Origin of the sequence: Streptomyces sp. NPDC053431, assembly GCF_044544925.1 — a bacterium.
GTDB lineage: Bacteria > Actinomycetota > Actinomycetes > Streptomycetales > Streptomycetaceae > Streptomyces.
On sequence record NZ_JBITXX010000013.1, the window covers coordinates 201,813 to 215,236 of the forward strand.

The 13,424-nt window shown below is 71.4% G+C and carries 14 protein-coding genes; 8 read left to right on the forward strand and 6 right to left on the reverse strand.

Annotated features, from left to right (window positions below):
• The first annotated feature begins 79 nt into the window (after positions 1 to 79).
• From ACIGXE_RS27455 to ACIGXE_RS27480, 6 genes are all read left to right on the forward strand, one after another.
• Positions 80 to 1,792: an ABC transporter ATP-binding protein gene (locus tag ACIGXE_RS27455; protein ID WP_399751537.1), complete on the forward strand. Its 1,713-nt coding sequence runs from the start codon at positions 80 to 82 to the stop codon at positions 1,790 to 1,792.
• Positions 1,789 to 2,907, forward strand: a complete 1,119-nt coding sequence (locus tag ACIGXE_RS27460) for an ABC transporter permease (RefSeq protein ID WP_399751538.1) — start codon at positions 1,789 to 1,791, stop codon at positions 2,905 to 2,907. Before ACIGXE_RS27455 ends, ACIGXE_RS27460 begins: the two co-directional genes overlap by 4 nt.
• On the forward strand, positions 2,904 to 4,166 hold the full coding sequence (locus tag ACIGXE_RS27465; RefSeq protein ID WP_399751539.1) for an ABC transporter permease: 1,263 nt from the start codon (positions 2,904 to 2,906) through the stop codon (positions 4,164 to 4,166). The genes ACIGXE_RS27460 and ACIGXE_RS27465 overlap by 4 nt, the downstream gene beginning before the upstream one ends.
• Positions 4,163 to 4,567, forward strand: coding sequence for a cytidine deaminase (locus ACIGXE_RS27470; RefSeq protein WP_399751540.1), 405 nt, complete (start codon positions 4,163 to 4,165; stop codon positions 4,565 to 4,567). Before ACIGXE_RS27465 ends, ACIGXE_RS27470 begins: the two co-directional genes overlap by 4 nt.
• Before the next feature lie 92 nt (positions 4,568 to 4,659).
• Positions 4,660 to 5,937, forward strand: a complete 1,278-nt coding sequence (locus ACIGXE_RS27475) for a thymidine phosphorylase (RefSeq protein ID WP_399751541.1) — start codon at positions 4,660 to 4,662, stop codon at positions 5,935 to 5,937.
• A gap of 100 nt (positions 5,938 to 6,037) precedes the next feature.
• Entirely contained in the window at positions 6,038 to 6,628 is a 591-nt protein-coding gene (locus ACIGXE_RS27480; RefSeq protein ID WP_399751542.1) for a Uma2 family endonuclease, read from the forward strand.
• Here the strand turns inward: ACIGXE_RS27480 and ACIGXE_RS27485 are convergent.
• A complete protein-coding gene (locus ACIGXE_RS27485; protein ID WP_399751543.1) occupies positions 6,621 to 7,271 on the reverse strand; it encodes an HAD family hydrolase in 651 nt (216 codons plus the stop codon). The genes ACIGXE_RS27480 and ACIGXE_RS27485 overlap by 8 nt on opposite strands.
• 20 nt (positions 7,272 to 7,291) lie before the next feature.
• On the opposite strand from ACIGXE_RS27485, the gene ACIGXE_RS27490 reads away from it, so the two are divergent.
• The gene (locus tag ACIGXE_RS27490) at positions 7,292 to 7,594 is read left to right on the forward strand and encodes an STAS domain-containing protein (RefSeq protein WP_399751544.1); all 303 of its coding nucleotides are present in this window, start codon (positions 7,292 to 7,294) and stop codon (positions 7,592 to 7,594) included.
• Positions 7,595 to 7,603: 9 nt separating this feature from the next.
• On the opposite strand, the gene ACIGXE_RS27495 is transcribed toward ACIGXE_RS27490, so the two are convergent.
• From ACIGXE_RS27495 to ACIGXE_RS27505, 3 genes are all read right to left on the reverse strand, one after another.
• Positions 7,604 to 8,566, reverse strand: coding sequence for a sigma-70 family RNA polymerase sigma factor (locus tag ACIGXE_RS27495; RefSeq protein WP_399751545.1), 963 nt, complete (start codon positions 8,564 to 8,566; stop codon positions 7,604 to 7,606).
• Positions 8,567 to 8,656: 90 nt separating this feature from the next.
• Positions 8,657 to 9,352 (reverse strand): L,D-transpeptidase family protein, encoded by a 696-nt coding sequence (locus ACIGXE_RS27500; protein ID WP_399751546.1) that lies wholly within the window; start codon positions 9,350 to 9,352, stop codon positions 8,657 to 8,659.
• Between the two features lie 66 nt (positions 9,353 to 9,418).
• A complete protein-coding gene (locus ACIGXE_RS27505; RefSeq protein ID WP_399751547.1) occupies positions 9,419 to 10,711 on the reverse strand; it encodes an MFS transporter in 1,293 nt (430 codons plus the stop codon).
• 62 nt (positions 10,712 to 10,773) lie between these two features.
• Here ACIGXE_RS27505 and ACIGXE_RS27510 point away from each other — a divergent pair, with 62 nt between their 5' ends.
• Positions 10,774 to 11,727: a LysR family transcriptional regulator gene (locus tag ACIGXE_RS27510; protein WP_399751548.1), complete on the forward strand. Its 954-nt coding sequence runs from the start codon at positions 10,774 to 10,776 to the stop codon at positions 11,725 to 11,727.
• Positions 11,728 to 11,746: 19 nt separating this feature from the next.
• Here the strand turns inward: ACIGXE_RS27510 and ACIGXE_RS27515 are convergent, their stop codons facing one another.
• A complete protein-coding gene (locus ACIGXE_RS27515) occupies positions 11,747 to 12,520 on the reverse strand; it encodes an alpha/beta hydrolase (RefSeq protein ID WP_399751549.1) in 774 nt (257 codons plus the stop codon).
• 88 nt (positions 12,521 to 12,608) lie between these two features.
• On the reverse strand, positions 12,609 to 13,394 hold the full coding sequence (locus tag ACIGXE_RS27520) for a GNAT family N-acetyltransferase (RefSeq protein WP_399751550.1): 786 nt from the start codon (positions 13,392 to 13,394) through the stop codon (positions 12,609 to 12,611).
• Positions 13,395 to 13,424 lie beyond the last annotated feature (30 nt).

The window sequence follows — 13,424 nt, forward strand, 5'->3', positions numbered from 1 at the left end:
GTGGGACGCCCCCACCGGAACCGGGCCCCGGCCCCATTCCCGTACGGGTTTTCAATTTTCGGCAGTGCTACGCGTGTAGATGTCCCAGCGGCACGATAACTTCGCCCCGCCCTGCCCGTCCGCTCCCGCTCCTTCCGGCCAAGGAGAGTGCGCCATCAACGCGTCCAGCCCCCCTGCCGTAGAACTCCACGGCATCACCAAGCGCTTCCCCGGCGTCGTCGCCAACAAGGACATCGCCATCACCGTCCGCAAGGGCACCGTGCATGCCCTCATCGGCGAGAACGGTGCCGGCAAGTCGACCCTGATGAAGATCCTCTACGGCATGCAGAAGCCGGACGAGGGCACCATCGCCATCGACGGCGAGCAGGTCACCTTCTCCAGCCCCGGCGACGCCATCGCGCGCGGCATCGGCATGGTGCACCAGCACTTCATGCTCGCCGACAACCTCACCGTCCTGGAGAACGTCGTTCTCGGCGGCGAGAAGCTCTACGGCATCGGTGCCAAGGCCCGTAAGAAGATCAAGGAGATCTCCGAGGCGTACGGCCTGGGCGTCCGCCCCGACGCGCTGGTCGAGGACCTCGGCGTCGCCGACCGGCAGCGCGTGGAGATCCTCAAGGTCCTCTACCGCGGTGCCAAGATCCTCATCCTCGACGAGCCGACCGCCGTGCTCGTCCCGCAGGAGGTCGACGCGCTCTTCGACAACCTGCGCGAGCTCAAGGCCGAGGGCCTGACCGTCATCTTCATCTCGCACAAGCTGGGCGAGGTCCTGAAGGTCGCCGACGACATCACCGTCATCCGCCGCGGCACCACCGTCGGCACCGCCGACCCGAAGACGGCCACCACCAAGCAGCTCGCCGAGCTGATGGTCGGCACCGAGCTGCCGTCGCCGGAGACCCGCGAGTCGACCGTCACCGACGTGCCGATGCTCCAGGTCAAGGAGCTGACGCTGACCGAGGCCGGCGCCGCGTCCGCCGCCCCGCTCACCACCGCCGCACCGCCGGACCCGTCCGGCGCGGTCGGGATGCAGGAGGCCGGCGAGGGCCGCAAGCTCCTCGACGGCGTCTCCCTGACCATCCACAAGGGCGAGATCCTGGGCATCGCCGGCGTCGAGGGCAACGGCCAGACCGAGCTCATCGAGGCCCTCATGGGCATGAACAGCCCCGACACGGGCGTCATCACCCTCGACGGCGAGGACATCTCCGCGGTCTCGGTGCGCAAGCGCCGCGAGGGCGGCATCGGCTACATCCCCGAGGACCGGCACCGCCACGGCCTGCTCCTGGAGGCCCCGCTCTGGGAGAACCGCATCCTCGGCCACGTCACCGAGGCGCCCAACTCCAAGCGCGGCATCCTCGACCCGAAGGCCGCCCGCAAGGACACCGAGCGGATCGTGCGCGAGTACGACGTGCGCACCCCCGGCATCGACGTCACCGCGGCCTCGCTGTCCGGCGGCAACCAGCAGAAGCTGATCGTCGGCCGCGAGATGAGCCACGCCCCGAAGTTCCTGATCGCCGCCCACCCCACCCGTGGTGTGGACGTCGGCGCCCAGGCGCAGATCTGGGACGCGATCCGCGACGCCCGCCGCGAGGGCCTGGCCGTGCTGCTGATCTCGGCCGACCTGGACGAGCTCATCGGCCTGTCCGACACCCTCAAGGTCATGTACCGCGGCAAGCTCGTCGCGGACGCCGACCCCGCCACCATCACGCCCGAGCAGCTCGGCTCCGCCATGACCGGCGCGGCCACCGGCCAGCTCGAAGGCACCGAAGAGCAGCCCGAAGACGGTGACGCCCGATGATGAAGATCGACAAGGACAAGCTGATCATCGGGGCCGCGGGTCCCGTGCTCGCCCTGGTCACCTCGTTCGTGCTCACCGTGCTGGTGCTGCTCGCGACTGGCCTCGACCCCATCGAGCCGATCCGGCTGATGATCGAGAACGCCGGGTACTCGGACATCCAGGTCCTGATCGTCAACTACACCGGAATCCTCTACCTGGCGGCGCTCGCGGTCGCCATCGGCTTCCGGATGAACCTCTTCAACATCGGCGTCGACGGCCAGTACCGGCTCGCGGCGATGATCTCCGCCCTGGTCGGCGCCTCGATCGAGCTGCCCGGTCCGCTGCACATCCTCGTGATCGTGCTCACCGCCATGCTCACCGGCGCCTTCTGGGCCGGCATCGCCGGCATCCTGAAGACCACCCGCGGTGTCTCCGAGGTCGTCTCGACGATCATGCTCAACGCCATCGCCACCTCTCTGGTGGCCTGGCTGATCCTGCCGAAGAACTTCGGCGTCCAGCCCGCCGGCTCGAACAACCTCACCACCGGTGAGATCGCCGAGTCCGGCTGGTTCCCGGGGATCGACATGGGCGAGGGCAACGGCGAGATCTACGGCTTCACCTTCGTCGCGCTCGCGCTCGGCGTCGTCTACTGGTTCGTCCTCAACCGGACCAAGTTCGGCTTCGACCTGCGCGCCACCGGCGCCAGCGAGTCCGCCGCCCAGGCGAGCGGTGTCGACGCCAAGAAGATGATCCTCACCTCGATGCTGCTCTCCGGCGCCCTGGCCGGCCTGTCCGGCATGCCGACCCTGCTCGGCGAGACGCACACGTACAGCCTCGACTTCCCCGTCGGCGTCGGCTTCACCGCCATCACCGTCGCCCTGCTCGGCCGCAACCACCCGGTCGGCATCCTCTTCGCGGCCCTGCTCTTCGCCTTCCTGGAGAAGGCGTCGTCGTCTCTCGACATCGCGGGCTACCCGAAGGAGATCACCCAGATCATGCAGGGCATCATCGTGATCGCCGTGGTCGTCTCCTACGAACTCGTCCGCCGTTACGGCCTCCGCCGCCAGCAGCAGAAGGTCGGCGAGCAGCTGGCCGCCGGCGGTGCCCTCAAGACCGACAAGGAGGTTGCGGCATGAGCACCGGCACCGCCACCAAGCCGAGCGCCGCGCCCAAGGCGGCCGGCCGCCGCAAGCTGACCTGGCCCTGGATCCTGCTGTTCGTCGCGGCCGCTCTCGTCCTCTTCTCGCTGGTCCGGGTCATCTCCGGGGCCAACGACCTGACCTCGGTCGGCCAGGTCTCCGGCGCGCTCCAGCTCGCCGTGCCGATCGGCCTCGCCGGTCTCGGCGGTCTGTGGTCCGAGCGCGCGGGCGTCGTCAACATCGGTCTCGAGGGCATGATGGTCCTCGGCACCTGGTTCGGCGCCTGGGCCGGCTACCAGTGGGGCCCGTGGACCGGTGTCGTCGTCGGCCTGCTCGGCGGCGCGCTGGGCGGTCTGCTCCACGCGATCATCACCGTCACCTTCAACGTGAACCACATCGTCTCCGGTGTCGCGATCAACATCCTCGCGGTCGGCTTCACCCAGTACCTGTCGAACTTCACGTTCGCCGAGGCCGAGGGCGGCTCCTCCAAGCAGTCCCCGCGCATCGACCAGATCACCGAGATCACCATCCCCGGGCTCTCCGGCTGGCTGGAGGACCTCCAGGGCAAGCACTGGTTCCTGATCTCCGACGTGGCCGGCATCCTCGGCGGCCTGGTGACCAACCTGTCGCTGCTCACCGTCGTCGCGATCCTGCTGATCCCCGGCACCTGGTGGGTGCTGTGGCGGACGGCCTTCGGCCTGCGGCTGCGCTCCTGCGGCGAGAACCCGGTCGCGGCCGAGTCCCTCGGCGTCAACGTCTACAAGTACAAGTACATCGCCGTCGCGATCTCCGGCGCCCTCGCCGGCCTCGGCGGCGCGTTCCTGGCGATCGTCTCCACGGGCATCTACCAGGAGGGCCAGACCGGCGGCCGCGGTTACATCGGTCTCGCCGCGATGATCTTCGGCAACTGGATGCCGGGCGGCATGGCGATGGGCGCCGGCCTGTTCGGCTTCACCGACAGCCTCAAGATCCGTGGCGGCGCCGAGAACGTCCACGCGCTGCTGCTGCTCGTGGCCATCCTCCTGGTGATCGCCGCGCTGTGGCAGATGTACCGGAAGAAGTGGGTGGTCGCGGCGATCGGCGCCGTCTTCGCCGTGGGCTTCTTCCTCTGGTACGCGCTGACCGACGAGGTCCCGAGCCAGTTCGTCGACGCCGCCCCCTACGTCACCACGCTGCTCGTGCTGGCCCTGTCGGCGCAGCGGCTGCGGATGCCGAAGGCGGACGGCCTGCCGTACCGGAAGGGCCAGGGCAAGTGACCCCGGCCCGCCCCGAGCCGGACTGGGAGCTGCTGCGTACGACGGCGCGCGAGGCGATGTCCCACGCCTACGCCCCGTACTCCGGCTACCCGGTCGGCGCGGCGGCCCTGGTCGACGACGGCCGGGTGGTCTCCGGCTGCAACGTCGAGAACGCCTCGTTCGGACTCGGCCTGTGCGCCGAGTGCGGCCTGGTCTCGCAGCTGCAGGCCACCGGTGGCGGCCGGCTGACGCACTTCGTGTGCGTGGACGGCGGCGGCGACCCGCTGGTGCCGTGCGGCCGGTGCCGGCAGCTGCTGTACGAGTTCGGGGGCCCCGAGCTCGTCCTGGAGACGCCCACCGGGTTCCTCACCCTGGACGAGATGCTGCCGCAGGCCTTCGGCCCGCACCATCTGTCGAAGTAGCACCGAGGAGCGGCCCTTCCGCCACCATGGAAGGGCCGCTCCTGTCTTCCCTCCCCGCACCACCCTCTATGCGCGTAGAAAGAGGCACCACCATGGACGTCATCTCCGTCATCCGCACCAAGCGGGACAAGGGAGAGCTGAGCCCGGAGCAGATCGACTGGGTCATCGACGCCTACACCCGCGGCGTGGTCGCCGACGAGCAGATGTCCGCCCTGGCCATGGCCATCCTGCTGAACGGCATGAACCGCGACGAGATCGCCCGCTGGACCGCCGCGATGATCGCGAGCGGTGAGCGCATGAACTTCGACGCGCTCTCCCGCCCCACCGCCGACAAGCACTCCACCGGCGGCGTCGGCGACAAGATCACCCTGCCGCTCGCCCCGCTGGTCGCCGCCTGCGGCGCGGCCGTCCCGCAGCTCTCCGGCCGTGGCCTCGGCCACACCGGCGGCACCCTCGACAAGCTGGAGTCGATCCCGGGCTGGCGCGCGCTGCTCTCCAACGAGGAGATGCTGCACGTCCTCGACACGACCGGCGCGGTCATCTGCGCGGCGGGCGACGGCCTGGCCCCGGCGGACAAGAAGCTCTACGCGCTCCGCGACGTCACCGGCACGGTCGAGGCCATCCCGCTGATCGCGTCGTCCATCATGTCGAAGAAGATCGCCGAGGGCACCGGCTCCCTGGTGCTGGACGTCAAGGTCGGCACCGGCGCCTTCATGAAGAACATCGAGGACGCCCGCGAGCTCGCCTCCACCATGGTCGCCCTCGGCACCGACAGCGGCGTCAGGACGGTCGCGCTGCTCACCGACATGTCGACCCCGCTCGGTCTCACCGCCGGCAACGCGCTCGAGGTCCGCGAGTCGGTCGAGGTCCTCGCGGGCGGCGGCCCGGCGGACGTCGTCGAGCTCACCGTCGCCCTCGCCCGCGAGATGCTGACCGCGGCCGGCATCAAGGACGCCGACCCGGCCAAGGCCCTCGCGGACGGCTCCGCGATGGACGTCTGGCGCCGCATGATCGCCGCGCAGGGCGGCGACCCGGACGCGACCCTCCCGGTCGCCCGCGAGCAGCACGTCGTCACGGCCCCGGCCTCCGGCGTCCTGACCCGCCTCGACGCCTACGACATCGGCATCGCCGCCTGGCGCCTCGGCGCCGGCCGCGCCCGCAAGGAGGACCCGGTGCAGGCCGGCGCGGGCGTCGAGCTCCACGCCAAGCCGGGCGACACGGTCACCGCCGGCCAGCCCCTCCTCACCCTCCACACGGACACCCCGGAGAAGTTCGACTACGCCCTGAAGTCCCTCGAAGGCGCGTGGGACATCGCGGCTCCGGGCACGGCGTTCACGCCGAACCCGATCGTGCTGGACCGCATCGCATAGGCATATGCCTGTGACACCTCCAGGTGAACGGGGCCGATGGACGTCCATCGGCCCCGTTCGGCATGCTGGGATCGGTGACGCATCGATAGAGGAGACCGCCATGAGCGCACTCACCGTCGACCACTCGTCCCCTGGCTACGAGTGGAGCGACCTCGTCCGGCTCTGGGAGGAGACGGACGCGCCCGAGGGCTGCAAGGTGGAGATCATCGCGGGGATCATCACCGTGTCACCGCCGCCGGCCAACAACCACAACGACATCGCCGACCAGATCCATCGAGCGCTCTACACTGCCATTCCTCAGGACTGGGGCGTCTACCAGACGCTCGGTACTGCCGTCCCGTCCCGACAGGGCCTGTTCATCCCCGATCTTGCCGTAGTGCCCAGGGCGGTGCTGCGCACCGAAAGGGGGCATTTCGTCTCGGCCGCCGGAGCGGAGATGATCGTCGAGATCACCTCACCGTCCAACGCCGGCACGGACCGGATCACCAAGGCAGCGGGATACGCGCAGGCCGGCGTGCCGCTCTTCCTCCTCGTCGACTCCTTCGCGCCCGGCGGTCCTACCGTCACCCTTTACGGCGAGCCGAAGGGAGACGTCTACCGCGTTCTGAGCGCGGTCCCGTTCGGCGAGGAGCTCCACCTCCCCGCCCCCTTCGACCTCACCCTCGACACCGCCGAGTTCCCCGTCAGCTGAGCAGCAGCCCCGGCAGCTCCCGCATGTGGCCGAACACCCGGGTGCCCGGCCCTTCCAGTCGTTCCGCCCGCGTCAGCCCCCCGCAGTAGCCGAAGGCCCGCATGCCGGCCGCGCGGGCCGCCTGGACGCCGTACGGGCTGTCCTCGACGACCGCGCAGCGCTCGGGCGGGACGCCCATCGAGGCGGCCGCGTGCAGGAAGAGATCGGGAGCCGGTTTGGGGCGGGGGACGTGCCGGGCGCTGAAGGCCCGGCCCTCGAAGCGGTCGAGCAGGCCCGTGCGGGCCAGGTTGGCGGAGATGCTCTCGGGACTGCCGTTGGAGGCGAGACAGAAGGGCACCTCCAGCGCGTCCAGCACGTCCGTGATGCCCTCGACGACCGTCAGCTCGGCGTCCAGCGCCTCCTCGTACAGGTGCCGGAACGGCCGCTGCCAGTCGGTGGCGAGCGGACGGCCGGCGCGCTGCTCGACCAGGGCGGTGAGCCGCGAGTGGGACGAGCCGACGAACAGGTCGACCATCTCCTCCTCGCTGAACTCGGCGCCGACGCTCGCGAACACCTCCCGGTCCACCCGGCAGTAGATCCGCTCGCTGTCCACCAGAACACCGTCACAGTCGAAGATCACCAGTTCGACGCGATCATGAGTCATGGCGCCGAGCCTAAGGGGCGATGAGTTCCGCGCACGCCGGCGGTCTCCCTGGTGTGGACACCTCTCGCACGCTCGAACTGCGCCTCGCCGGGCGGCCCGCCCCGGACGACGTGGGCCGGCTCTGCGCCCTGCTCGAAGCGGCCGAGCCCGGTCGCGTCGTCTGCGAGATCGGCGGGCTCGGCCCGGCCGATCTCGCCGTCGTGGACGCGCTCGCCCGGCTGCGGCTCACGGCCCGGCGGCGCGGGCACCGGCTGGAGTTCCGGGGCGCCGCGCCCGAACTACGCGGAATCCTCGAGCTCGTAGGACTCGGCGAGCTGCTGTGACGGCGGACGTCAGGCGTCGAGCCGCTCCGGCAGGTCGAACAGCGGGAACCAGCGCTTCGTGTCCAGGAAGAAGTCCATCCCGCCGATCTTCCCGTCGCTCAGCTGGAGGACGATCAGCGCCCACGGCGCGTAGCCGCCCTCCGGGTCCGGGTGGTAGTGCGCGAAGGCCGGCTGCCCGTTCGCCACGGTCGGCACCAGCTTCGATCCGCGGCACACCTCGCCGACGCCGAGCATCCAGCCCACGATGTCCTCGTGGCCGCGCAGCCACAGGTCGTACGGCGGCATGGACATCGTCGCGTCCTCGTGGAGCAGCGCGGTGAGGGCCTGCATGTCGTACCCCTCGAAGGCCGCCACATAGCGGTCGAGGAGCGCCTTCTGCTCCTCGTCCAGCGGGTCGGCGGCGTCGGACGTGGCCGGCGCCTGCTGCGCGATGGTCGCCCGGGCCCGCTGCAGCGCGCTGTTGACCGAGGCGACGGTGAGGCCGAGCAGCTCGGCCACCTCGCTCGCCTTCCAGGCCAGCACCTCGCGCAGGATCAGCACCGCCCGCTGCTTCGGCGGCAGGTGCTGCAGCGCGGCCACGAACGCCAGCCGCACCGTCTCGCGCGAGACCGCCGTCTCCGCCGGGTCGGCCACCGACGGCAGCACGCGGCCGTCCGGCACCGGCTCCAGCCAGGTGACCTCCGGGCGCTCGTTGAGCCGGGCCTGGGCGACCGGCGTCGGATCCGTCAGATCCATCGGACGGGCCCGCCGGTTGCCCGCGTTGAGAGAGTCCAGGCACACGTTCGTGGCGATCCGGTAGAGCCAGGAACGCAAGGAGGAGCGGCCCTCGAAGGAGTCGATCGACCGCCAGGCGCGGACCATCGTGTCCTGCACGGCGTCCTCCGCCTCGAAGGCGGAGCCCAGCATCCGGTAGCAGTAACCGGTCAGCTCGGTGCGGTACTTCTCCAGGTCCTCGGTCATCTGCGCAGCCATCGGTCCACCCCGGTCGCCCCTCATCGGCGCCCGTTCGACGCCGATGGGGGGAAGCTATCGCAGCCCACTGACAACCGGGGCCGGTTCCGGTCAGGTGCCCGGCTTGCGCCCGTACACGAACACGTCGTCACCGTTGCGGAGCAGGCTCCAGTACGCCTTGGCGTCCTTCTGCGTCATGTTGACGCAGCCGGCCGAACCCGGCGGGTTCCACATCGACTTGGTGACCGAGTGGAAGGCCTGGCCGCCGTCGAAGAACTGCGCGTACGGCATCGACACGTGGTAGAGCGTCGACCAGTGGTTGATGTTGCGCCAGTAGATCTTCTTGGCGCCGGTGCGCGTCTCCGAGCCGTCCCGGCCCGTCCGTACCGGCACGGGGCCGTACTTCAGCTTGGCGCCGTCCTGGATCCAGCTGAGCTGGCGGGTCAGGTCGACACAGGCGATCCGGCCCTTGTTCGTCGGACACTTGTGGTCCTTGTTCGGATTGGTCCCGGCCGCCCGCTGCGCCAGCATCGTGGACATCGTGCGCCAGGTGATCGTCCCGGCGTATCCCTGCGTCGGGGTGATCCCGTGCTTGGCCTGAAACGCCTGGATGGCCTTGCAGTCGGCGAGCGACTGCTTCCCGTCGACCGGCCGGCCGAGGAACTTCTCCACCTGCTTCTGGTACGGGCCGGTCGTGACGTTGCACGACGCGGCCTGCGCCGGGGCGGCGGTGAGCGCCACCGTCATCGGTACCACCAGAGACGTGACGGCGAGCCCGATGCCCGCGCGTCTGCGTATCCCGTTCATGATCGTCAACTCCCCCTAGAGTCCTGATGCGTTTGACGCTCGGGGGAGCCCGACAGTTGCAGTGCCTCAGGCGGCCGTGGCCAGTTCGTGACGTCCCGCCGCCACACGGCGCGCCTCGACCCGCGCGCTGTGCGTCCCGTACAGCGTGATCGACACGACGCCGAGCACCGCCACCAGGCCGATCAGCACCGTTCCGGCCCAGCCGCCCGCGTGGAAGGCCACCGCGCCGAGCGTGCCGCCCGCGCTGCTGCCCAGGTAGTAGGCCGACTGGTAGAGCGCCGAGGCCTGCGCGCGGCCCGTCCTCGCCGTACGGCTCACCGAGGACGAGGCGACCGCGTGTCCGGCGAAGAAGCCGGCCGTGATCAGGACCAGACCCGCGAGGACCGCGGGCAGCTCGTCGGCGAGCGAGAGCAGCAGACCGGCCGCCGTCGTCGAGACCGCCAGGTACAGCGCCCCGCGCCGGCCGAGCCGCCCGACCAGCCGGCCGGCCGCCGCCGACGCGACCGTACCGACGAGATAGACCAGGAAGATCGAGCCGACCACGCCCTGCGGCAGCGAGAACGGCGCCTCGACCAGGCGGTAGCCGATCACCGTGTACACGGCGCCGAACACCGTCATGAACAGCGCGCCGATCGCGTACAGGCGCAGCAGGAGCGGGTCGGCGAGGTGACCGCGGACGGTCCGGAGGAGAGCCTTCGGGGCGGGCGTCGACGGCGTGAAGTGCCGCGCCTTGGGCAGCAGCGCCCGGAAGGCCAGCGCGCACACCGCCGCCAGCACCCCGACGGCCGCCAGGCCGGCCCGCCAGCCCCACAGCTGCGCCACCCAGCCGGTGACGATCCGGCCGCTCATGCCGCCGATGGAATTGCCCGCCACGAACAGACCGATCGCCGCGATCAGCGCCCGCGGGCGCACCTCCTCGGCCAGGAAGGCCATCGCCGAGGCCGGCACACCGGCCAGGGCCGCGCCCTGCACCGCGCGCAGCGCGACCAGGCTCTCCAGGTTCGGCGCCAGCGGCACGAGGAGGCCGACGGCGACGGCGACGGCGAGCGAGGCCGTCATCATCGAGCGGCGCCCGAAGCGCTCGGACAGCGCGCTGAGGGGGAGGACGCACAGGGCGAGCGCGCCGGTCGCGGCGGACACCGTCCAGGAGGCGGCCGAGGCGGTGGCGCCGAACGCGGCCGTGACGGCGGGGAGGAGCGCCTGCGTGGAGTAGAGGAGGGCGAAGGTGGCCACTCCGGCGGCGAACAGCGCGAGGCTCATCCGGCGGTAGCCGGAGGCGCCGGGGGCGAGACGGGAATCGGCGGCACTGGAGTCGGCGACCGTGCTGGTGGCGGCCGCCTCGGTACTGGCATCAGGCATGTCTCGAACGTAGGCCGCCCCGCTTCATGCGTCCAATGCACGGAACTGCTGTAATCGTTCCCATGGTGCATGAGTACAGGTCACAGCCTCGCCTGTCACCGAACAGTAACGAAGAAGACATGGGACTGCTGCTCGCGCCCCGGCTCGCGTACTTCGCCGCCGTCGCCCGGCACGAGCACGTGACCCGCGCCGCCGCCGAGATGGGCGTGCCGCAGTCGACCCTCTCCCGGGCCATGGTCCGCCTCGAGGAGGACCTCGGCGTCGCCCTCTTCGCCCGCCGCGGCCGCACGGTCTCCCTCACGCCGGCCGGCCGCCGTTTCCTCTCCTCCGCCGAACGCGCCCTCGCCGAGGTCGAGCGGGCCGCCGACTCGGTACGGGCCGACGCCGACCCCACCGCCGGCCGGGTCGCCTTCGGCTTCCTGCACACCATGGGCTCCGAGACCGTGCCCGGGCTCATCCGCGCCTTCCGGGTCGACCACCCCAAGGTCCGCTTCACCCTCGTGCAGAACTACGGCGAGGCGATGATCGAACGCCTGCGCGCCGGCGACCTCGACCTGTGCCTGACCTCGCCGGTCCCGGACGCCCCCGACCTGGTGGCCCGCCGCCTGGACGAACAGCGGCTGCGCCTCGTGGTCCCCGACGACCACCGCCTCGCCGCCCGCAAGCGCATCCGCCTGGCCGAGGCCGCCGACGAGACCTTCGTGACCCTGGAACCCGGCTACGGGCTCCGCCGCATCACCGACGACCTGTGCGCCCAGGCCGGCTTCAAGCCCCGGGTCGCCTTCGAGGGCGAGGAGGCCGAGACCCTGCGCGGCCTGGTCGCCGCGGGCCTCGGCGTCGCCCTCCTGCCGCCGCCGGCCGTCGCCCGCCCCGGCGTCGTCGAACTCGGCGTGACCTCCCCGCGCGCGGTCCGCGAGATCGGCGTGGCCTGGCTCGACGGCCACCCGGACACCCCGCCGGTCGCGGCCTTCAAGAAGTTCCTGCTGAGCAAGCGGGGCAGCCTGCTGCCCGAATGACCAGCGCCTGCCCGCATGACTAGCGCATCGACCGCCCGAAACCCGCCGCCAGCGGCATCCGCAGCCCCAGCGGGGGCGGCGCGGCCATCGCGTCCGCGAGCGGCCGGCTCGGTACGTGCCCGAACAGCGCCGAGAGCACGAAGTCGGCCGCCAGCGCCTGGACTTCGTCCTGGTACTGGCGCAGCGCGTGCCCGTCCGTGTGCACCTCGAAGCGGCAGGTGTCCCGGTTCGACTTCTTGACCCGCTCGGCGAAGCGATAGGACAGCTCGGGATCCGTCCGGGCGTCGTTCGTCCCGTGCACGAGCAGGACCCGCCGGCCCACCAGCTGCCGCACCGGCTCCGGTTCCGCCGCCCGGTCGTCCTCCGGCAGCCAGGGCGCGACCGCGAGCACCGCCGTCACCGCCGCATGCCCGGCCGCCCGCAGCGCCGCCCGCGCGCCCATCCCGCGCCCCACGAGGCACACCGGCACGTCCCCGTAGCGCCGTACGGCCTCCGCCACCGCCCATGAGGCGTCCGCCGCCAACTGGGCGTCCGCGCCGTTCCATCCGCGTCCCCGGTAGCGCACCACGTGCGCGACCAGCCCGTCCTCCCGCCCGGCCCGCACCAGCCGCCGCCCCCACGGCAGCACGGCCGCGTGCGCCCGCACGGAGGCGCGCCGCCCCGACACCGGTTCACCGTCCGGAAGCAGCAGAACCACTCCGCCCGCCTCGGTCACCGGGTTCGTCGCTCCAACAGGCCGACCGAGCCGGGGTGTCGGGGCGTCGGCCGGTCCCACGAGTGCGTAGTGCGCCATGGCAGAACAGTCTCAGAAGCCAAGGTGTACGGAAGCCGTACGCGCGATCTCTGTTACGTATCGTCCGCTCAGCGAACGCCCGTCCCTCCTAGGCCCGGTCGAAGCAGTACAGCTCGCTCACCGGCGCGAATCCCCGGCGGGCGTACCAGTGGCGCGGCCAGTCGTCGGCGAGGGCGATGAGGAAGACCGTGGTGCAGCCGGCAGCGTCGGCGAGGCGGAGGGCGGTGTCCAGGACGACGCCGGCGTGGCCCTGGCCGCGGTGGCTCCCGGCCGTCACGAGGTCCTCGATCTGGGCGACGCCCGTGGCCCGGTCGACGTAGAGGTCGGCCCAGGAGGCGACCTCGCCCCACTCGTCGTGGGAGGCGAGGAAGCGGACGTCGTCGGCGCCGCGGCGGCGGGCCGCGCGGCGTTCCACCAGGGTCTCGATCACCTCGTCCGCGGCGTCCGGCAGGAAGCGCCGCTGGCTCTCGAGGAGAGGGCCGCGCAGCGCGGGCAGGTCCACCTCGCGGGCGCCGCCGAGCTCCGGGACCGGGCCGGTGTGGCGCATGACGACGGCGGTGGTGCGGGTGTAGCCGGCCCGGGTGAGGGGGCCGGAGCAGGCCTCGGCGACCGCCGGGTCGGGGATGTACACGCTGCGGTGCGTCAGGTGGGACATGACCTCGTCGACCACGGCGGGCAGGGTCTCGGGGTCGGGCGTGCCGTCCACCAGGACGTGGTTGTTGGCGTAGGACAGGGCGAAGGTGTCGTCGAGCGCGGCGAACCCGCCGGGGAAGTCGATCGTCCGCTCGGCCTGCCGACGGGCGAACGTGGACAGGAAGCCCCGGATCCGGCGCAGTTCGCGGTCGGTGGCGGAGGCGTCCGATGAAGTGGTCATACGGGCAGGCTAGGTGGCCGCCACGGGCGC